The following is a 19,749-nucleotide window of genomic DNA, read 5'->3' on the forward strand; positions in this document are numbered from 1 at the left end:
CTAATTCCTTCTGATTGGATTTAGCCCAGTTGGGCCAGTTGCGTGCCGAGGTCGGCGTAATAGCGATCGGTGATGCGGCCGGTCAGTCCCAGGTCTTCGAGCGGGGCGCACGGGGTGAAGTCGTAGTCGATCTTGACCTTACCCGCGGCCAGGTCGGCGGGGGTATTTGCGTCCGGGTCGTACCAGAAACGCAGACCGATCACGCGGCCGGCCGTGATCATCTCGCGTGCCACGTTGTTGAGGCTGTCGATGATGTCCTTCACCAGTTGGGCGGTGATGGGCTTGTCGATCGCCCACAGCAGCCCTTCGTCGATCGTGTCCTGGATGACGAAGTTGGTGCGGGTGGCGACTTCGAAGGCGTAGAGCGGTTCATCGGAACAGGTGCGGTTGCCCCAGAAGCGGTAGCCGTTGTTGCGGATGATGGTGGTGACCGGCTCGTTGTTGAGCGTTGCGGCATCGGTGCCGCTGCCCTGCATGTTCCAGCTGATCGGCGTGCTGATACCGGTGACGCCGGAAACGATATTGTTGGACAGGCTGTGGTGCCAGCCCTTGGTGTGATCGAGAAGGGCGCGCAGGCCCAGAGCCGAGGCGACGGCTTCGCCGGTATATCCGGTGAAGTCGGGATAGATCAGCATCAGTTCGCGATCGCCAAAGCCCTCGCGATAGGTGCCAACTTCGGCCAGGGTGTCGGCGCCACTGCAACTGGCGTAAACGAAAGCACGCAGCTTTTTTTGCGGTGGCAACCAGGGCCGTTGTCACGCCCAGATTGTCGTAGCCCGGAACGCCCAGGATCCGCGGCTTGACGCCGGTGACGCTCTGGGCGCTTTCCAGCAGGGCGATGCCGGCGATGATGTTGTCTTCGGTGGCGTCGGCGTTCAGACCGGCGGCCACACGCACCACGACGATCTGAGGCGAGCAGAAGGTGGTGATGGTCTTCAGGCACTTTTCCAGGTGGGTGCCGGCGCCGGCGTCAGCGATGGCGGCGCGCGGATTGGACAGCAGGACCGCCGTGTTGAGCGGGAAGGTGTCGGTTTCAGCCGTGGCCGAGATGGCGACCAGGCCAATGACCGCCGTGGCGGCGATCACCAGAGGGCGTGGACCGACAAGCGATTCCGATTGCGAGATACCGTGATTGACGGGCATGGGCGGGCCTTCAGAAAGGGATGGTCAGGGACAGGGTTTGGGCGTTGACGGTTCCGGTCGGCAGGACGTCGAGCGTCAGGGCGCCGCGACCGTCGGCGGAAAAGGCGGGCTGGCAGCGCAGGACGCGGACATTGCGGATCCAGCGGCTGATCGCGCCGGCGGACGCGGCGACCAGCAGCATGGCGGTTTCGCGGTTCTGCGGCCTGTCGACCAGGTCGGGAAGGTCAGAGCCGTAGGCGCGGCGCATGACGCGGCTGCCCTTTGGCGTGGTCAGCACGTCGCCGATGTCCTGGACGATCTGGTCCAGGCCTGAGATGGGCGCGCCGGTATTGCGGTTCATGCCGGTCATTCGGGCAATCCCGTTTTGACCGCGCCGGCCTGGACGCCGCCGTGTTTGTGGTTCTTCAGGCTAATGTCGCCTACCTTGACGTCGTCGTTCGATGTGATTTCGCCCGTGGCGCTGATTTTCGCGCCGAAGGTGGCGTCGCCGGTCGCTTCGAACTTGCCAGTGACCTTGGTGTCACCTTCGAATTCGAAGCCGCCCGGCGCGATGATCTTGACGGTTCCAGACGCCGGAAGCGTGAAGGTCAGGGCATGGGCGGCGGCGTCGTAGACGAAAGTGGCATCGTCGGGCGCTTTCAGCAGCGCCGACAGCAGAGATGTGACCGGCGAGGCGAAGGCGTCGGAATAGATGCCGTTGAGGATGATGCCGCCGGCAATGTCGCCGTCCGGGCAGATCACGGTGACCTGGGCGCCCTGCGAGGGCGGCAGCCAGACCAGCCAGGCGCCGACAATAGCCAGCCAGGGCAGGGGTGGGGACACGACTTCGCCGCAAAGGACCACGGCGCGCTGACCATCGACCGACTGAATCGTGCCGAAGCGGATCATGTCCGTGATAGTGTCGTGTGCAGCGTCGGGTGTCATGCCGGGCATGATGGGCGCAGGCTTGGTGCAGGCCAGCGCAACGCCTTGTAAATCCCCGATTTACAAGGCTACAGAACGCGGATCAGATACCAGATCGCGGTGTGATCGGGGACAGATTCGTCGCCGCCGGAAGAACCTGTCTGGTTGCCGCCGGGGTTGGTGCCGCCTTCGAAGGGTTCCGCGCCATAGGCTCCGCCATTCGTGCCGGCGAAGGGATCGCTTGCGTGGGTGTGCAACTTGTTCTGGTTGGCCTTGCGGCGGCCCAGGGCGGGGCGGGTGACGCCATCGACAAGGTCATCATGCCAGATGCGCGTGAACTGGCCGCGCAGGTCCGGCATGTGCACATGCGATCCCGGCGAAATATACCACATCGAGGGGTTGGCGGCCTTTTGCTCGATCGTCGTCGCCAAGGCGGGATCGCCGGCCAGGGCGTCGGCCAGGTCCTGATAGGCCGGCAAGGGCAGCAAGTGACCTTTGGGATATTTATAGTAGTCCGATTCCGGCCAAGAGCGGTGGAATGTCCTGCCTTCGCCCAGTTGGGTGCGGTGCGGATCGGCCTCGATGCCGGCGACGACGGCAGCCACCGCGGCCGAGATGGCGGCTGTCATGGCCGCTGGCGTGACAGCGCGGTCGGTGTCTGTTCCGGCCAGGGCCTCGGCATCGGTGGCGAGCTCGACCTTGCCCGCGACCGTATCGGAGGCGGCCGGAATAGCGGCGATTGCAGCGGCGAGCCCCACCGAAGTGACAGCGCGATTAGGATCGATGCCCGCGACGGCCTCGGCCACGGTCGCCAGTTCGATGACGCCGAAAATGTCTTCGGTGCAGTACGGGATGGCGTCGATGGCGGCAGCGACGCCCGCCGGCGTGGTGGCGCGGGTGTTGTCGGTGCCGGCGACGGTTTCGGCGTTAGTGGCCAGTTCGACGACGCCCTGCACTGTCGTGCTGGCAGGCGGCAGGACAAAGTCAAGGTCGCCGAAAGTAATGTCGGCGGCAGCTATATCTGCCAGGGCAATGTCCAGCGCCATCAGCATGACGATGGGCGCCGTCTTCTCCATGATAACGCCGGGCTGGCCGTAAGCCGCAAAGAGGGTTCCGTCGTCGAGATACAGGGCGAAGCTACGCAGGCTATAGGCGTCGGACGTGGTGTCGCGGACGGTCAGGTGGATCTGATCAGCAGCGATGGCAACGCCTGCGACGGTGTCGATGCGCTTGATTTCGCCGGTTAGGACAGTGGTGGCTTCAGAGACGACGACATGGGACGCTGTGACACCGACTTCGGAGATAACGACGGCGTCGGTTCCGCCCAGGGCGGCGATAGCGGCGCGGCCGGCTGTGGTAACGATCAGTTGCAGGGCCATTTTAGGCGTCCTCCGGGACTTCGAAGCTCAGGCGGGTGTAGGCGGTGGGGCGAGCGGCGGCGGCAAAGGCGATTCCTGCCGTAGCTTTTTGCTTTTGCGTTACCGTGAAATGGGCGCCGACCGGCTTGGTGCGGCTGGCTTCGCGCAGGATCGAGAGCAGGTAGGACGGGGCCGGCGGCGAGCCTTCGTCATCTTCGAGATCGAGCACCAGGCAGAAGGTGCGCGGCGTGCCGGCCGGGTCGCGGTCGAACCATTCAACGATATCGACGACTTCACCGCCCAGGACGGCGATGGCATCCGCGACACTCTGTCGGGTGCCCTTGATCCGTTGCAGGGCGATGGCCTGGCGGATGCGTTCGCGGCGGATTGCAACCGACCATGCCGGGTTCCAGTTGTCGATCGAGAGCGACCAGGCCAGCCACGGCAAAAGCGCTTCCGGGCAAAGGTCGGGGTTCCAGAGGTCGCGCATCGTCGACGGCAGGGCCGGCAACTGGACGGCGGCGGCCAGGGCGCGTTCCAAATTGGTGGCGTTTGGCGGCAGCAGGCTCATTCGGCGACGCCGCCATGGGTGATGGTGATGGCGGTGCAGTGGCCAGCCTGGGTGTCGTCCATGACGATGTCGGCGGCTGGCGACGGCAGCAGGACATTCTGTGCGCCATCGGCGAACAGGGCCTGATAGAAGCCTGCGCGGGTGACATCGCGACCCAGGCGGCGCAGGGACTGGCGATAGGCTTCGGCGCGGCTGGCGGCATTGGCCAGGACAACCGAACTGTCGGGGCCGTCATAGGTGTAGACCGTGGCGGTGACAGCGTAGTTGACGATGGTTGCCGACTGGACGGTCACCTGGTCTGTCAGGGGGCGGACGGTAGCCGACGACAAGGCCGCAGAAATGATTTCTAGCAGTTGTTCCGAGGCGGTGCCATTGCCGACGCGTGACAGGATGGTGACCAGGACCTGACCGGGCGCGGGGCTGGTCGCCGTGGCGTCGAGCACGTCCGGATGTGCCGACAGGGCATGGAAAATATAGGCAGATTCCGGGCCAGCGACCGAATAGCCATCGGGTGCCAGCACGATGCGGCGGCGGAAGGCGGCGTCTGTCTCTCCGACCAGGCGTTCGACCTGGAACAGAGCGGCGAGGTTATCGAGATCCGCACCGGTGGCGTAGGCGACCAGGCAGGCCTTGGCGTCGTCGTTGGCCTTGGCACGATCCAGCATGCGGCACCAGGCGGCGACCTGAAGAACCTTCACGGCCGGGTCGGCTTCGTTCGTTACGTCGAAATCGGGGATGCCTTCGAAGACACCGGCCACGCCGGTCTGCATGAGGTCGACCATCTCGGCCAGGATGGTTTCGTAATCCAGCGCCGCGATGACGTTCGGTGCGGGCAGCTGGGACAGGTCGATGGCGTTGCTGGTGGACATGGTGGGCTCCGATAGCGCGCACTGTGCCGCCGGTGGCTTCGCGCGCACCCGTGCGGCTTTGTAAATCGGGGTTTTACAAGGGCTTGCGCTGGCAGTGCCACGCCGCGGCGATGAACGTGCGGGGCATGAGTAAGCTCGAAATCGCGATCTTCTGGACCCTGGGATTTGCCGGTGCGTTGACCATGGTGGTCGGCAAGCTGGGCATGCTCCTGTTCGGCCTGGGCTCGGCCCCGCCCGAAGACCCTGCGCAGGCGGCGCACTGGCACCGCAAGCGGCGCTGGCTGGCCATTTCCGAAATGTCGGCGCTGCCGGCGTTCGCGACGATCGGCGTCACCGCGACGATCTACTGGAACCTTCCGGCGATCACATCGGTTCTGATTTCGATGGTCCTGGGCGCGCTCGGCTTCGGCTTCCTGCTCAACGCTGTTCGGTATTTCGCCAAGCGCAAAATCGGAGAGATCGAATGATGGGCCTCTTCTGGATCCTCGCGGCTGTTTTCGCTGTCCTCAGTCTGGCGGCGCTGTATCGCGCCTGTCGCCACCAGGTGAAGGAAGTTCACGCCCAGCATGACCTGATGCGGGAGCGTCGTCGTGGCGGGCAGTAGATCACCTCTCAATCGCAATGATATCCTGCACGCGCTGGGGGCGGAGCCGATTGTTCCGCTCACGGGCGGAAAGGCAAAGTATGCCAGCTATGTCGGCGGCGTCCTGCGCTCGCTGGAAGACCGCGCGCCGAAGCTGCGGCTTGAGCTGGCCGACTTCCCGCGACCGGAAGGCCAGTCCTTCCGGCTGTGGATGCAGAATGCCGTCAACGCGCTGAAGGCCATGGCCGCCGGCAGCGCCGCGACCCTGGTCGTGGCGGGTTCCGCGATGGCGACCGTTTCGGAGCCGTTCGGGCCGGACATGGGCGGCACGGCCGTCACGATCAGCAACTGCAATATCACCATCGACATCGAAGGCTGCGCGCTTCGGCATACCGGTCCAAAGGCCTTCGAATTCACGGGCTGCACCGGCGGGGGTATGGTCGGCAATGGCACGCTGACCGGGCCGCATAATACGTCGCAGTATCAGATCCGGGTTGTGGACAGTCCGGGCCTTCAGTTCCGCGGACTTAACTTCGCGACCGGGAATTCCGGCATCGAGGTCTACAATTCACCGGCCTGCAAGTTCAACGATATCACCTTCCGCGAAATGTACGCGGTCGGCATCAAGGCCACGCGCTACAGCGACGGGTGCGAGTTCGTCAATGTCACCGGCCGGAACCTGGCCGGCTTCCTGCTGTATGGTGAGCGCTGGGCGAACAAGGGCGTGGTGGTCAATCCACGCAAGTATCTGGACGAGTCCAAGCTCACAACCTACCTGCTGACGCAGGTCGAGCATTCGGCGGCAGGCTCCGATGATCGCGGCGACTATCCGGCCACCACCTATATCGGCGAAGAGGGTGTCGGCCTGACGGTCGATGTCCAGGGATGGAGTGTCACCGGCGGCGAGATCGCCAATGTCGGCGACAATGGCATTTCGATTTCCGCCAAGTTCTGCCGCATCAGCAATATCCTGCTGCGCGATAACCGTCACGACGGGCTGCATTTCTACGGCAGCTTCAACGTGGCGGTTAACGTCACCGGGCTCAATAATGGCAAGTATCGCCAGGAGATCGACCCGGAGACCGGGGAGGTTATCAGCAGCACGCCGACCAATGGCTATTGCGTTGGCGTGCGACCGAATGCCGGGGCCTGTGCGCTGGGTAACCGCATTCTGGGCTGTATCAGCATCGGCAACCGCCTGGGCGATTTCAGCGATGGCGATGCGCAGCTTTACCGCTGGTGGGAGCCGCTTAAGGCTGATGTGCCCAATACGGCCCCTCCGGGCCAGCCGAGCAACGCGGTCGACAATGTCAAGCGTTACGCCATGTTCAATATGGGCGCCTGGACCACGGTGTGGACGGCCGAAGGGTCGACCGTGCCGACCGCCATGGGCGGCGTGTCGCCGGCGGACTATGGCATCATTATCGACCAGGCTACCGGCCTGCCGACCAATGCAGCGTCGACAACCGACAATGAAGGCTATGTCCGCTGGTTTGACGGGCTGAGGTGGTATTATTTCCGGTCTTCGGTGAAGATCGGCAAGGGGCCGTGGGCGTGCGAGACGTCGTGGCGCGGCTGTTATGGCGACCATCCGACGCGCAACTATTATCAGAGTTCTTTCGTTCCGGACGGCGCCAATAACAGCTTCGAATCGCCGGCCATTTCGGTTTCGGACGCCTATGTGTTCTCGAAGGAAGAGGCGATCGACAGCGCGCCGGGCGGCGTCCTGACCTTGCCGGCCAGCGGCATCGCCAAGCTGAATGCCGACGGACAGCAGACCGTGACGCGGATCGTGACGCCTTTGGGCTTTGCGTATCATCGCATTCTTCTGCGAAACGGTAACAGCCAGCCATGGACCTTTACCTTCGACGCCGCAAAGATCCGCCTTTTTGGCGGTGCCAATGTCACCCTCGGATACAACGACACGATCGAGCTCTTGCAGATTGCCGTCTCAGGCAGCCAAATCTGGCTGCAGGTAGGCGGGTCGGTAAGATCGGCGCCGACTTCGCTTGGGGCGGGCTGGACGGCTGGCAGTGGCGCGTGTGTTCTCACCGACGCGGGCAACGGAACGATCCAGCATACCGCCGTAGGGGCTACCGCAACTCCGGACTTCAACCAGCGCGTTGCACGCGGAACGCCAGAGGCGCCCGCCAACGTGAGCACGGGCACTATTGTGCAGAAGTGGGTCGGCGGGGCGTACTGGAACGGCAGCTACCGCCTGATTGGTCGCGTCTACAGTGTCGTTTCGGCTTATGACGAACTCGGTGAGCCACGGCTTTCCTACCGTTGGAATTTCCAGCCCTATGCGCACGCGGCGGGCGGCGGCGAAGCCGATAACAACGACTACATCGGCTTTGTTTTGGACCATGACGGTAACATGGGCCTGGGCACGCCCAACACCATTATCACCTATCCCAAGGCCCACCTCGAAGTCACCGAAGATATCGCCGCCGACATGTTCGCGCTGCGGTCAGAAACTGCCATCGTCGACGCGGGGGTCGTTGGCAACTCGGTCACAATCGGAGAAGTTGGACTGGTGAAGATCACGACGGTCGCGCCGGCATCCATCTCTCAAGTCAGCAGCGTCAGTCAACTACGGCCAGAGGTACTGATCTACAACGGCGGCAGCCAGGCGCTGACCTTTGTCCATGACTTGACCAAGTTGCGTTTGCATGGCGGTCAGAACTTCGTTCTGAAGGCCAATGACTACATCCGGCTTCAACGCCTAACAACTGCCGCGCCGCATTTATGGCTGCAGGTTGGCGGCTATTCAACGCCCTAGAACTTAAGGAGAGACCGCCATGCCCCCAGGTATCACGACTGAGAACTATACCGACAAGTGGAACCGCGCGCGGGTCCGCCGGATCGCGTCCAGCGACGACACCGTCAATGGCGAGATCAATGACGTTGTCACCGTCGTCAACTCCGCCGGCATCGAGGCGCCGCTGGGTTCCGCAGCGGATCCGCAGTACGTGACGGCCGGACGGGTCAAGGGCTTCACAGTCGCGCCGCCTGTGACGGCCGGCGCCTATGCCGCCGGTGAAGTGGTTGGCGGCAAGCTGACCTTCACAGCGGTGATGGGGGCGCTGTTTTCCGGTGTGATCCAGAGCATCCGGGTCAATGCCAAGACCGTCCAGTCCACGGGCCTGAAGCTGTATCTGTTCCGCGACGATCCGACCTCTTCGACCTTCACCAACAACGAAGCGCCGGTGATTCACGCCAATGATTTCGCCAAGTTGATCGGCGTCTTCACCCTGGGCGCGCCAGACAGTGGGATGGGCGTCCACACGATCTGGGAACTTCAGAATATCGGCCGCGCTGTGGCGGCGGTGACGTCCAACCTTTACGGCGTCCTGATCTGCACCGGCACGCCGACGCTGGGGTCTGTCAGCGACATTTCGGTGACGGTCAACACACTGACGGACGCCGGCTGATGCATATCGGTGTCCGGCGCGCGCTTCTTGCTTCGGTGGCTATCCCGCTGTGGGTGGCGGCCGCGGCTGCGTTTCATATTAAGCCGGCGGACGGCCTGTCGTGGATCAACGGCCAGGCGCGGACCAGCTGGGCCAACCTGATGGCTGCGCCGACCTCGGCGACCTTTAGCCGAGCTTCGGTGCAGTACGCCCGAAATTCGGCCGGGATGTTCACGGCGTTTTCTTCGGGCAATGCGGCGATCACCGACCGCGGGCTGCTGTATGAGCCGTCCGAGACGACGGTTTCGAACTATACCATGAGGCCGTTATCGTGGGGTGGCGGCACCAATGTCAGCCGCACAACGGGCCAGCCGGACACTTTTGGCGGGTCGACAGCGGTTTTGTACACGGCGAACGGCACGGCGGCTGTGGCGCATTATGCTACGGCCGGCAGCGCCACCGTGGTCAATACGACATCGTACATCACCCAGGCCATTGTCAGCGGACTGAGCGGCGGATTTGTGCAACTGGCGTGCCCATCGGCGGCTTTTGGTTCGAACGCCTGGGGGAATTTCGACCTGACGGATGCGGGTACACCCGGCACGATGGGCAGCGCGGTCACAGAGTACGGTATCGAGCGTCTGAGCGTCGGAAAGTACCGGATCTGGATCAAGGCGCCGGCGACGGCGTCTTCGTCGGGCACGCCGATCATTGCCTTTATTCCGTTGATTAATTCGACGCGGTTGGCGACATCGTCATCGACCGCCACAATGGTCATTCATGCGTGCATGGTTTCGGCGTCTTCGAAGCCTGGGTCACCGATCGATAACACCACGTCTGCGGCAACGCGGGCGGCCTGCGCCCTGCCGCTTTTTCCGCCGGCAGGAACCTACACCGTTACGTTCAAGTATGGCGACGGCACGGCCGACCAGACGTTCGCCGGCGTGGTCGTGACCGGCAGCGGCTACACACCGGACCCGACGACGTTGAACGGGCGGTATATTGTGGACATCATAGGCGTGCGAACATGAGCTGGTTTAATCCCTCCGTGATGGACGGGCCTGTGGCCGTACCCATGTCATGGGGCCCGGAGCGGATCGACGAAGAGTCGGGCGAGACTGTGCGCGATGTGACGGCCTGGGCGCCCGGCTATCATCTCAATGTCGCGCCGTCGGCCATCGAGGGCCGCGAAATCCCCGAAGGTGTCCGGGTCTATCCGGAATCGCCCAGCCAGGCCTTTGCCGGGGCGGACACGGTGTTTCTGCGGTTTGCCGATGAAGCGGCGGCGGCGGAGTTTTTCGGTTAAGGGAACATGCCGGCCAGGGCGTCCATTATTTCGTCCTCGGCCTGTTGCGAAAAGCCCAAGAGACGGCGCACCGGATAGCGGGTGCGGATGCGGCCTTCCTTGTCAACAGCGCCTTCCAGACCGAAATGATGGATCGAGGCGATGTCGGACACCTTGCCCGGCGGGAAACCTATTTCGATTTCTGTGTCACTGGTTTTCAGGCGCAAATTCCGCAGCTGGCGCAGCGCCTTGAACATCTTTCCCCGTTTGGCGATCGAGCCGCGCGGGCGCTTTTTTCGTTTCGGCATCGGCTGGCCGTCCGGATCGACGTTCCCGGCGATGTTCTTCTGCTGGCGCTTTCGCAGGGTCTGGCCCATCTTCCGGGCCAGCTTCCGGCGCATGGCCGGCGTCTGGTTGAGGGACCAGGCGTCCAGGACATCGATCAGAGGGGAAAGATCGTCCGTCATACGGGTGCATTCGGGTCTTTGGTCATGACGCTGCCGTCCGGGTGAAGGCGGATTTCACCGTAGTCGTTGACGATCAGGACAATGTCTTCGGGAAGCAGTGCCAGGCCTTCAGCGCCTTCCATGCCGCATTGCGGCGGTTCCCCTCGTTCCGTCATGCGATAAACGCCGTTCGGGTGGCGACTAACGTCAACGGCTTCAGTGAGGGGCAGCTCGATCGAGAGGTCATAGGTCGAGCGGTCGAGAATGTCGACTTCGAAGGCCAGGGCGTTATCGGCCTTTTCGTAGTTTTGCAGCAGGTCGATCTGGTTTGTGCGGATCCAGATCATCACCGGTAGAAGGACGCTGTGGATGTGTTCGGTCAGGCCCAGGACCAGGATGTTGACGCGGTACCGCATTTCAAAGCCCAGATTTTCGCCATGGCGCGCGACCAGGTTGCCGTCAACGACCTGCATGCTGATCCGGTTCGGGTCGCGTTTAAGCTCCGGGCAGGAATCGAGCAGGAAGGTGTAGAGGGACTGGGGTTTGCGCATGATTTCAGTTCCAGAGCTGGACGATTTCCAGTTTTTTGGCGGGGGCTGTAACCAGGACCGGCAAGGTGACTTCGTGGCCTTCGGGCAGGGCGTCGGCGATGGTGGCCAGGCCGGGGTTTAGGCCGAGCACGGTTTCGACGACTTCGGCCGTGGCACCCAGGACACGCCAGACCAGGGCGTCGAGGGTTTCACCTTGAAGGGCGGTTGCGGTTCGGGTGGCCATCAGATCAGGCTCGATCTGGTACGTTTCAGCCCCTGAAGCGAGCGCAGGGCCTGGGTGGCATTGCGGCGGTAGTCGCCGGCGGTCAGGTAGGTTTCCTGGTCGCGTGTCGCACCGGCGGGCGTGGCGGTGATGTCGCCATGCGTTTCCGAAAGGTCAGCCGCGGCGGTTTGGTACACGGCACGGCGCCACAACATGACCAGCTTGGATTCGTCGCCTATTTTTGGCGATGGGACCTCGATCAGGAGGTCATGCCCGGCTTCGACCTGAAGCGCGGTCCAGTCGGTCAGGTCGAGGTCGACGGACAGCATGGCCTGCAGAAGGGCTTCCTTCATGCGATCGTTCGGGATCGAGGTGCCCCCAATACGCATGGTGTCGCGGAAATGGTTGACCGAAGGCTGTGGCCAGAAGGACCCGGCTTCCATGGCGACGGCATCGCATTCGGGCGACAGGGCCGGTTCGGGGGAGAAGGAAACGCCGTTGGTCATAGGTCACCGTGAAAGAGAGTTCCGGGGGTGGGGATCGGGATCCGGACGGGGGAGAAAATCCCGCCGGATCCTTCACCGCCCCCGGGCGCCGCGGGGGGCAGCTGATCAGGCGTCAGACTTGGCCACGATCCTTTTCAGGGTATCGAGGTCCTGTTTGACGCCAACCTTGTCATGAAGCTGGATCGCGCGGGTAAAATGTTCGACGCCGGCTTCGGCGGCGGCGCGCTTTGCGCCGGCCGGGCCATCGGCTGTCGGTTCCGTGTTCTGGGCGCGGCGCAGATATTGCTGGCCCAGGCCCTTTTGCAGCTTCGCGCGGACGATGTCGTTGACGTCGTGGCCTTCGGTGAGGGCAACGGCGCGGTTGAGGACATCGATGTCAAAGTCGAGATCCAGCGCCTTGGCGGCGATGGCGGCGTCGGCGACCAGGTCGCCGATCAGGGTTGCCGGTGTGCGGTTGTAGCGTTCGGGCAGGGTCAGTCCGTATTTCAGGACGTGTTCGGCCATTTGCAGGCCCAGATCGAAGTCACCGACATCGAGACGCCAGATCATCAGTTCGACAAAGACTTCGTCCTGAGACGCGCGGCTGGTTTCTTCGGCGGTGGCCAGGACGGCCACGACGTGATCGTCATAGTCGGCCAGCATGGTCTTTTTCGCCTCGATCTTGCGTTCGATCGATTTGATGTCTTTCAGCCGGGCCATGTGTTCGCCCAGCTGGGCGCGCAGCAGGTCATAGGCCGAGGCGGCGGGGCCGTCGAGGTTGCGGTCTGGGGCGGTTTCGCCGACAATGGCGGCGGGCGTGGTGGCTTTCAGCAGGTGGCGCTGGGCGGGTGACAGGCGATCCTTGCGCTCACGATTCGGCGCCAGGGTCTGGGCGAACTGCGGAGGACGGGGCGTGCGGGCCTTTTCCGCGCGTTCGGTTTCGGCGGCCAGGGCTTCGACGCCGGCGGCGGTGACCTGGGCAGTGTAGCGTTCACGATGGCGCTGGGCGGGTGTCATGGGTCTTTCTCCTTCAAAAAAAGGGATGGCGCATGACACCATCCCTTTTCACGTTTTGGTGCTTGCCTGCGGTTAAGCCGCGTTTTTCAACTCGATATTCTCGATCATGCAGGCCAGTTCGAGGTCTTCGATGACGTAGGCATAGTTGCCCGATTGATAGTCCTCGTACTGGTCGCGCTTCGCGTTATCGACCAGGGTGCGGCGGTGGGCGCCTTCCTGTTCGTAGATCGACAGGTTGTCGTAGGTGGTGATCAGGATCGTGCCGGCGGGGAAGAAGGGAACGGTAACAGCCGGCAGGCCGCCCAGGCGCTTGGTCGACATGACGATGTCGCTGGCAACCATGTTTTCGCTGTCCTGGTCGCGATTGATGATCGGCAGATACTTATCGTGCAGCAGCTCACGCGAGACGATGACGATCAGGTTCGGATTGTCGCGATGTTGCGCGGGCAGCAGGGTGTGCACCGCGTCGTAGACCAGGGCGTCGAGGTTGGCGTAGTCGGCGGCGGCGTGGGTTCCGTAGCTGACTTCGTCTTCGACAGCGCCTTCGGTCATGACGCGGGCGGCGTTTTCGACGCGCATCTTTTGCAGCCAGCCGATATTGACGTCCTGGAGCAGCGGATAGGTGCCGCGGTTGGTGGCGGCGGCGGCCGAGGTACCGTTCCAGCCAATCATAATCATGTCGAGCGCGATGCGCTTGATGATTTCGTTCTGGATCCGCACCTGGAAGTCCGGGAACTTGGCCCAGAGGTCCAGCTTCGCATAGGTCAGGGCCGTGTCGAAGTTGGTCTGTTTACAGTCGTAGCTGCGATCGTCGAGCGCCGACGGGTCCTGTACCGGGCGATCCGTGGTCGCAGTGTTGACGCGGCCGGCCAGGGTCGAGGAGATCGACAGGCCGATGATCTGGGCAGACTTTTCGCGGACCAGCGGCATGTTGATGCGCGAAAGGAAGTCGCTCGATTCCTGAAGCTTGGTCACCAGGGTCTGCTGGACCTCAGGGGCCGCGACGAACTTTTGCGTCGCGTCGGGAACACCGTTGATCAGGGCGATGTGCGAGACGTACATCAGCATCGCCGCGCGGGTGAGATTGTTCATGGTCGTTTAGGCTCCGGTGGCGAGGAAACGAGAGGCGGTTCGGTTTAGGGCGATCAGCAGACGGCGAGGACGCGGCCGTCGCCGCCCGAGGCGGTCGGGCGGGGCGTGTAGGAATTGTCGGGGGTCTTCTCGACAATGGCCTTCAGCGCGTCGAAATCGCGGCGCTGGGTGTCGAGATCGGTGCGCAGGGCGCCGAAGGATTCGGTGACCGACTTGGCCAGGGCTGCGGTGGCGTCGGCCTGGGCCTGCATGCCGGCGGCGAACAGTTCCAAGCCCTGGGGCGCGGGGACGTTCGGGGTGATGACCTCGACCTTCGGCACGTCCTTGTTGCCGCCGGTCAGGGCAGTGACGGCCGCCGACAATGTCGACAGGGCGAGCGTCAGGGCGCCTTGGGTTTCGGTCGGTTTGTCTTCGTCGAACTTGAAGCTGTCGTGTTCGTGCGGGTCGGTCGGGATGGTCGCGAAGGCCTTGGAGAATTGCAGGCGTTCGGTGCCGATCGAAGCCGGCGTGTCGGTGACGGCGATACCGGTCAGGCCATATTTGCCGGTCTTGGCAAAGTCGGGATAGAGTTCGATCGAGGTGTAGACCTTCTGGTCAGCCTTGTTCAGATCCTTGGCGCGATCGTTCGGCAGGATTTCAGCGTAGAGACAAGTGCGCTTTTCGGGCTTTCCGCCGATTTGCAGGGTGTCTTCCTGGACGGACAGGCCGACAACGTCGCCGACCATGCCGAAGGGCTTGTCGCCGCTGATCCCGCGGATGTGTTCGACGTTCACGCGGACGCCATAGGTGTTCGGGTTGAAGGTTTCGGCGGCCTCGCGCAGCCAGTTCGGATCGATCGTGCGGCCGTCGATGGTCGGGCCGGAAACGGCGACGCGGAACTTCTTGGGCTTCATGGGACGGGCTCCAGGGGCGAAAAGGTGGCGTCTGAAACGCCAGAATTGAGCCCTATTGACGCGCGCAGCCGGGTCGGATTGGCAACCTGACGGCTTTGTAAATCGGGGATTTACAAGGCGTTGCTGTCATCAGAGCACGGGCGCGCGCGTAACCATGGCCGGCATGAAGCAGAAGCCGGCAACAACCAGGGAAAGGGCTGTCAAGCCATTCGATCCGAAGCGGCATGCGCGGACGCTTTATTGGTGCGGATGGTCCGTTTCGCAGATTGCGGAAGAGATCGAGCTTCCGCGCACCACGGTCCAGTCGTGGAAGGACCGCGACAAATGGGATGACGCTTCGCCTTTGATGCAAGCCGAAACCTGCCTGACCACGCGGTTCAACCTGCTGGTCATGAAAGAGGAAAAGACCGGCCACGATTTCAAGGAAATCGACCTTTTAGGCCGCGAGATGGAGAGACTGGCGCGGGTGCGCCGGTATGAAGCACCTGGCGGGCATGAAGGCGACCTCAATCCGAAGGTTCAGAACCGGAACAAGGGCGAGCGAAAGAAGGCAGCGCGCAACCTGATCAGCCGAGAGACGGTCGAGAAGCTGGACGCGGCCTTCCGGGAGGCGTTGTTTGGCTACCAGGAGAACTGGTTAAGCACCACGGGCCGCCGGATCCGGATGTTGTTGAAGTCGCGCCAGATCGGGGCGACCTGGTACTTTGCGCGCGAACGGTTGCTGCGGGCGTTGGAGACCGGCAACAACCAGATCTTCATTTCGGCGTCGCGCGCCCAGGCGAACATCTTCCGAAACTACATCGTCGATTTCGTCTACAAGGTGTCCGGCGTCCAGCTGACCGGCGACCCGATGGTCATTGACCGCGGCCAAGACGCCGACGGTAACATCCTGGAGCCGGTGACCCTGTATTTTCTGGGCACCAATTATCGCACCGCTCAAGGTTACACCGGCGACGTCATCATCGACGAATACGCCTGGATCTACGGCTTCGACGACATCTTCAAGGTGGCGTCGGCGATCGCGACCCACAAGCGCTTCACGATCACGCTGTTTTCGACACCTTCGACCATTGCGCACCCGTCCTATCCGATGTGGACAGGCGAGCGGTTCAACCGCAAGCGCAGCAAGGCCGACCGGGTCAAGATCGATATCAGCCACGAAGCGCTGAAGGCCGGGGCTGTCGGGCCGGACGGGATTTACCGGCAGATCATCACGCTGCAGGACGCCATCGACGCTGGTTTCGACCTGGTCGATATCGAAGAACTGCGCCTGCAGTATTCCATCGATGAATTCGCCAACCTGTTTGGCTGCGAGTTTGTCGACGACAGTAAGTCATCGTTCCCGCTGCACCTGATCAAGCCGTGCATGGTCGACAGCTGGGATGTGTGGGACGATTTCGCGCCGCTGGCCATCCGTCCTTACAAGGGCGAGACCTGGATCGGTTACGATCCGGACGCCAGCGAGCAGGGCGACGGCGCCGGCGTGGTGGTATGCGCGGCGCCGAAGAACAAAAAAAGACAAGTTCCGCGTCTTGGAGCGGAAGAAGTTTCGCGGTCTGGATTTCGAGCAGCAGGCCGACGAGATCAAGAAGCTCACCCAAAAATACCACGTCACTGAAATCGCCATCGACTGCACCGGCGTCGGCAAGGCGGTCTTCGACCTGGTGGTGAAGTTCTTCGTGCGCGCCCGCCGCATCGACTATTCGGTGCACGTCAAGAGCCTGATGGTTCTGAAGGCGCAGAACGTCTTCCGCAACCGCCGCATCGAGTTCGACCTGGGCTGGACGGACCTGGCCGCGGCGCTGATGTCGATCCATCCCGAAATCACCAAGGGCGGGCGTGAAATCACCTACGTCGCCCGGCGCTCGGCCGAGACCGGGCACGGCGATATCGGCTGGGCGCTGCTGAATTGTCTCTATTGCGAACCGTTGGACGCCGGCGAAGGCGGACAGAAAGCCAAAGTGAGGGTACTCCATGACGAATAAGGCCAAAGCCGCCCCAGGCAAGGGGCGCATGTTCACTTTCGGCGAGCCGGAGTCGGTGCTCGATCGGCGAGACGTGGCACAGTATGCCGAAGCCTGGCGCAACGGGCGATGGTATGAGCCGCCGGTGGCTATGCGCGACCTGGCACGGCTGTTGAACGTCAATCCGCATCACCGGTCGGCGATCGATGTGAAGCGGAACCTGCTGGTGTCCAGCTTCGTGCCGTCGACGATGTTAAGCCGCGGAGAGTTTTCGAAATGGGCGTTCGACTTCCTGTGGGCGGGCAATGGCTTTATCGAGCGCGTCGATAATATCGGCGGCCGGGCGATGGCCCTGAAGCATTCGATGGCGATCAACACCAAGCGCGGGGTGAAGGACGGGGAGTATTTCTTCGTCAATAACCGGTGGCAGGTCCACGACTTCAAGCCGGGGTCCATCTTCCATCTGATCGAGCATGACGCGACCCAGGAGATTTACGGGCTGCCCGGATATCTCTCGGCGATGCAGAGCGCGCTGTTGAATGAGGAGTCGACGCTCTTTCGGCGCAAGTATTTCAAGAACGGCGCGCATGCCGGGTTCGTGTTCTATCTCAACGAAGAGACGATCGATGACGAGTCGGCGGATGAGATCGAGGAAAGCCTGAAGGGGACGAAGGGGAAGGGGAACTTCCGGAACATCTTCATTCACGCGCCGAAGGGCAAGAAGGACGGGGTCCAGATCATCCCGATCGGGGATGCGTCAGCGAAGGACGAATTCCTCAACATCAAGAACACGACGCGCGACGATATCCTGGCGTCGCACCGCGTGCCGCCCCAGCTGCTGGGCGTGGTGCCGTCGAACACCGGCGGCTTCGGCGATGTCGAGAAGGCCGAGAACACGTTCATGCGTGTCGAGATCCTGCCGTTGCAGGCGCGGCTGCTGGAGCTGAATGAGTGGCTGGGCGTTGAGGTGGTGCGGTTCGTGCCGTGGGCGCCGCCTGCGGCTGCTGCCAGCGGGGGCTAAGCGACCAGGACATAGGGCACCAGGTGCCAGCATGTGAGGCCGGTAGGGGTAACCCTGCCGGCCTTTGTCACGCCTGTTGCGCGAATGCCACACAGGGCAGACCGAGGCGCGCGCAGACCCCGGGCCGCGCGCTAGGCCCCGCGCCTCGCCCGCCCACTTCTTGTATGGATTTTGACGCAGATAGCCGGAAACGGCGCGAGGGGAGACACGGGCGCTTCGATCGACAAAACAGGGCGTTAGCTGCCACAGGCGAAAACCGAGGCTGTGACGCAGTTTGACGCGCAAAAGGTGCCATTTTCGGCGGGGTCGAAGTCGCGATTTTCTCCACGCGCCGGCCAGATATTCAGGTGCCTATGCGGGAAACGTCTTACCTGCCAAAAGTAACGCCGTTCGCCTTTTTGGTATAGGCAAAAACCTTATGAGTTTCAGATACTTGCGCTCTTGGGAAGTGGTAAGGCAGGGCTCATAACCTCGCCTTACCTAGAAGGGCGAATTTCCTTACCTCTTTGTTTTTAAATAATAAAATAATTCATAAAAGTAAGAGTAAAGACGTCTAACCCGGTAATGTCGAGGTAAGGCGAAAATAATATGCAAAACCGTTTAAAATCAATGAGGTAAGGCAGGTAAGATTTTTCCCGTGTGCCCCCTCACATTTTGGCCATTCCCTCCGTTCAATATAGTGCATGCGCTGTCGGTGACTTGTGGTAGTCTTTGGACTTCCGGATTTAGATGAAACGTGTTGTATGCCGCATGTGCTGCACATGTGGCCTTGTTACAGCCTTAGATTTTTATGTAGTTGGCCTGTATAGTGTTTTAGGTAGACTACGAATCTGAGGGTCGGGCGTTCGAATCGCTCCGAGTGCGCCATCCAACAAAAAAGCCTCCCCTCGCGGGAGGCTTTTTTGTTGGATATCGCCCCTCGGACCGAAAGAACGCCCTTGCTTTCGGCGCGACAGATGCGGGAGCGCGACGCCGCAGCGCAGCGGAGGCTGCCCTGCGCTCAAGTAGCGAAGTGTTAGCGCACCGCGAATGCGGTAAGCGGCGTTAAAACGCCGCGCATCAATCGCTCCGAGTGCGCCAGCACCGGCGGTGAGAATTGTGTAATTGAAACGCCGTCACCGTAATTCTGAGGCATCGGCCTTTGTGTCTATTTGACTGTGCAATCGCGGCGTTTGTGATCAATATAATGGACACAATGCGGTGTTTGAGATGCGCTTGTCGGCACATAATGTGCATCTTGATGCACGAAAGATTCGACAAATAGTCGAGTTTAATGCACATAAAATTGATATTTAGTGCATTATCATGCACAATTATTTTCAAGTAGGTGCATTATGTTCGACGGAAACAATCGAGAAGCCTTGGCGCGCAAGCATCTGGATCGGATATTCCAGACCGCGCGGCTTGACGGGTTGCGGCAGCGACCGCCCAAGGGGTGGGTTCGCGCCATCCGCGATGCCCTGGGCCTGACTAACAAGCAATTATCCGCCCGTCTGGGCAAGGCCCATTCGACCTTGGTGCGCCTGGAAAGCAGCGAAATGGCCGACACGATTTCTTTGTCCACCTTGCGTGCCGCTGCCGAGGCCATGGACTGCACGCTGGTCTATGCCTTGGTCCCAAACAAGCCGCTTGAGCAAACTGTCAGGGAACGTGCCGGCGCTCTGGCTGATCAGCAGCTTGCCCGCGTGCACCACACCATGGGGCTCGAAGATCAGGCCGTGCGCGGCGAAGATTTGACGGATGAGCGCGAAAGGCTGATATCGGCGATCCTGGCGCGCGGCGGACGTCATCTATGGGAGGACCAATGAGCGATCCCCTGTTTGAGGACCACGACGACGCCGCAACGCCTCTGTCGCCTGACGAGCGGGCGCAACTGATTCCGACCTACATCACAACGTGCGCGCAGTTGAACGAGGCCGAGCAACAAAACATCACCGAGGCTGACTTTTGGGC

At 62.0% G+C, this 19,749-nt stretch carries 23 protein-coding genes and 1 tRNA gene; 11 read left to right on the top strand and 13 right to left on the bottom strand.

The window, feature by feature from the left end; translation table 11 throughout:
- Positions 1–20 precede the first annotated feature (20 nt).
- The 6 genes from ABI_RS25870 to ABI_RS07520 form a co-directional block, all read right to left on the bottom strand.
- Positions 21–743 (bottom strand): phage tail sheath subtilisin-like domain-containing protein, encoded by a 723-nt coding sequence (locus ABI_RS25870; protein ID WP_006272289.1) that lies wholly within the window; start codon positions 741–743, stop codon positions 21–23.
- A gap of 410 nt (positions 744–1,153) precedes the next feature.
- Positions 1,154–1,492 carry a GPW/gp25 family protein gene (locus tag ABI_RS07500; protein WP_006272290.1) on the bottom strand — a complete coding sequence of 113 codons (339 nt, stop codon included), beginning with the start codon at positions 1,490–1,492 and terminating at the stop codon, positions 1,154–1,156.
- The gene (locus tag ABI_RS07505; protein ID WP_050808217.1) at positions 1,489–2,076 is read right to left on the bottom strand and encodes a phage baseplate assembly protein V; all 588 of its coding nucleotides are present in this window, start codon (positions 2,074–2,076) and stop codon (positions 1,489–1,491) included. The genes ABI_RS07500 and ABI_RS07505 overlap by 4 nt, the downstream gene beginning before the upstream one ends.
- Before the next feature lie 59 nt (positions 2,077–2,135).
- Positions 2,136–3,425 (bottom strand): hypothetical protein, encoded by a 1,290-nt coding sequence (locus ABI_RS23495; RefSeq protein ID WP_006272292.1) that lies wholly within the window; start codon positions 3,423–3,425, stop codon positions 2,136–2,138.
- A 1-nt stretch (position 3,426) separates the two neighbouring features.
- Complete coding sequence (locus ABI_RS07515) at positions 3,427–3,975, bottom strand: phage tail protein I (RefSeq protein WP_006272293.1); 549 nt, start codon at positions 3,973–3,975, stop codon at positions 3,427–3,429.
- Positions 3,972–4,844 carry a baseplate assembly protein gene (locus tag ABI_RS07520; protein WP_006272294.1) on the bottom strand — a complete coding sequence of 291 codons (873 nt, stop codon included), beginning with the start codon at positions 4,842–4,844 and terminating at the stop codon, positions 3,972–3,974. The genes ABI_RS07515 and ABI_RS07520 overlap by 4 nt, the downstream gene beginning before the upstream one ends.
- Before the next feature lie 32 nt (positions 4,845–4,876).
- On the opposite strand from ABI_RS07520, the gene ABI_RS07525 reads away from it, so the two are divergent.
- Genes ABI_RS07525 through ABI_RS07545 form a run of 6 tightly spaced genes read left to right on the top strand, consistent with a single transcriptional unit; the run spans position 4,877 to position 10,146 of the window.
- On the top strand, positions 4,877–5,311 hold the full coding sequence (locus ABI_RS07525; RefSeq protein WP_169313713.1) for a hypothetical protein: 435 nt from the start codon (positions 4,877–4,879) through the stop codon (positions 5,309–5,311).
- Positions 5,308–5,448: a hypothetical protein gene (locus ABI_RS25010; protein WP_157138741.1), complete on the top strand. Its 141-nt coding sequence runs from the start codon at positions 5,308–5,310 to the stop codon at positions 5,446–5,448. Before ABI_RS07525 ends, ABI_RS25010 begins: the two co-directional genes overlap by 4 nt.
- The gene (locus ABI_RS07530) at positions 5,435–8,209 is read left to right on the top strand and encodes a hypothetical protein (RefSeq protein WP_006272296.1); all 2,775 of its coding nucleotides are present in this window, start codon (positions 5,435–5,437) and stop codon (positions 8,207–8,209) included. Before ABI_RS25010 ends, ABI_RS07530 begins: the two co-directional genes overlap by 14 nt.
- 19 nt (positions 8,210–8,228) lie before the next feature.
- Positions 8,229–8,861, top strand: coding sequence for a hypothetical protein (locus ABI_RS07535; protein WP_006272297.1), 633 nt, complete (start codon positions 8,229–8,231; stop codon positions 8,859–8,861).
- Positions 8,861–9,871: a phage head spike fiber domain-containing protein gene (locus tag ABI_RS07540; RefSeq protein ID WP_006272298.1), complete on the top strand. Its 1,011-nt coding sequence runs from the start codon at positions 8,861–8,863 to the stop codon at positions 9,869–9,871. The genes ABI_RS07535 and ABI_RS07540 overlap by 1 nt, the downstream gene beginning before the upstream one ends.
- Complete coding sequence (locus tag ABI_RS07545; protein WP_040308692.1) at positions 9,868–10,146, top strand: hypothetical protein; 279 nt, start codon at positions 9,868–9,870, stop codon at positions 10,144–10,146. Before ABI_RS07540 ends, ABI_RS07545 begins: the two co-directional genes overlap by 4 nt.
- Here the strand turns inward: ABI_RS07545 and ABI_RS07550 are convergent.
- The 7 genes from ABI_RS07550 to ABI_RS23500 all read right to left on the bottom strand — a co-directional run bounded on the left by ABI_RS07550 (position 10,143) and on the right by ABI_RS23500 (position 14,811).
- Complete coding sequence (locus ABI_RS07550; protein WP_006272300.1) at positions 10,143–10,592, bottom strand: phage virion morphogenesis protein; 450 nt, start codon at positions 10,590–10,592, stop codon at positions 10,143–10,145. The genes ABI_RS07545 and ABI_RS07550 overlap by 4 nt on opposite strands.
- Positions 10,589–11,122: a phage tail protein gene (locus ABI_RS07555; RefSeq protein ID WP_006272301.1), complete on the bottom strand. Its 534-nt coding sequence runs from the start codon at positions 11,120–11,122 to the stop codon at positions 10,589–10,591. Before ABI_RS07555 ends, ABI_RS07550 begins: the two co-directional genes overlap by 4 nt.
- 4 nt (positions 11,123–11,126) lie before the next feature.
- A complete protein-coding gene (locus ABI_RS07560) occupies positions 11,127–11,345 on the bottom strand; it encodes a tail protein X (protein WP_006272302.1) in 219 nt (72 codons plus the stop codon).
- Positions 11,345–11,830 carry a head completion/stabilization protein gene (locus tag ABI_RS07565; protein WP_006272303.1) on the bottom strand — a complete coding sequence of 162 codons (486 nt, stop codon included), beginning with the start codon at positions 11,828–11,830 and terminating at the stop codon, positions 11,345–11,347. The genes ABI_RS07560 and ABI_RS07565 overlap by 1 nt, the downstream gene beginning before the upstream one ends.
- 105 nt (positions 11,831–11,935) lie before the next feature.
- A complete protein-coding gene (gpM, locus tag ABI_RS07570) occupies positions 11,936–12,826 on the bottom strand; it encodes a phage terminase small subunit (RefSeq protein WP_006272304.1) in 891 nt (296 codons plus the stop codon).
- Between the two features lie 72 nt (positions 12,827–12,898).
- Complete coding sequence (locus ABI_RS07575; protein WP_006272305.1) at positions 12,899–13,918, bottom strand: phage major capsid protein, P2 family; 1,020 nt, start codon at positions 13,916–13,918, stop codon at positions 12,899–12,901.
- A 53-nt stretch (positions 13,919–13,971) separates the two neighbouring features.
- A complete protein-coding gene (locus ABI_RS23500) occupies positions 13,972–14,811 on the bottom strand; it encodes a GPO family capsid scaffolding protein (protein WP_006272306.1) in 840 nt (279 codons plus the stop codon).
- 154 nt (positions 14,812–14,965) lie between these two features.
- Here ABI_RS23500 and ABI_RS07585 point away from each other — a divergent pair, with 154 nt between their 5' ends.
- The 5 genes from ABI_RS07585 (at position 14,966) to ABI_RS07595 (ending at position 19,604) form a co-directional block, all read left to right on the top strand.
- Positions 14,966–16,429 carry a terminase large subunit domain-containing protein gene (locus tag ABI_RS07585; RefSeq protein WP_006272307.1) on the top strand — a complete coding sequence of 488 codons (1,464 nt, stop codon included), beginning with the start codon at positions 14,966–14,968 and terminating at the stop codon, positions 16,427–16,429.
- Positions 16,344–16,796, top strand: a complete 453-nt coding sequence (locus ABI_RS26160; protein WP_245531309.1) for a phage terminase large subunit family protein — start codon at positions 16,344–16,346, stop codon at positions 16,794–16,796. The genes ABI_RS07585 and ABI_RS26160 overlap by 86 nt, the downstream gene beginning before the upstream one ends.
- Positions 16,786–17,796 carry a phage portal protein gene (locus ABI_RS07590; RefSeq protein WP_211211128.1) on the top strand — a complete coding sequence of 337 codons (1,011 nt, stop codon included), beginning with the start codon at positions 16,786–16,788 and terminating at the stop codon, positions 17,794–17,796. Before ABI_RS26160 ends, ABI_RS07590 begins: the two co-directional genes overlap by 11 nt.
- A 757-nt stretch (positions 17,797–18,553) precedes the next feature.
- Positions 18,554–18,663, top strand: a tRNA-OTHER gene (locus ABI_RS25015).
- A 467-nt stretch (positions 18,664–19,130) separates the two neighbouring features.
- The gene (locus ABI_RS07595) at positions 19,131–19,604 is read left to right on the top strand and encodes a mobile mystery protein A (RefSeq protein ID WP_006272310.1); all 474 of its coding nucleotides are present in this window, start codon (positions 19,131–19,133) and stop codon (positions 19,602–19,604) included.
- Positions 19,605–19,749 lie beyond the last annotated feature (145 nt).

The sequence above is a fragment of the Asticcacaulis biprosthecium C19 genome, from assembly GCF_000204015.1.
GTDB lineage: Bacteria > Pseudomonadota > Alphaproteobacteria > Caulobacterales > Caulobacteraceae > Asticcacaulis > Asticcacaulis biprosthecius.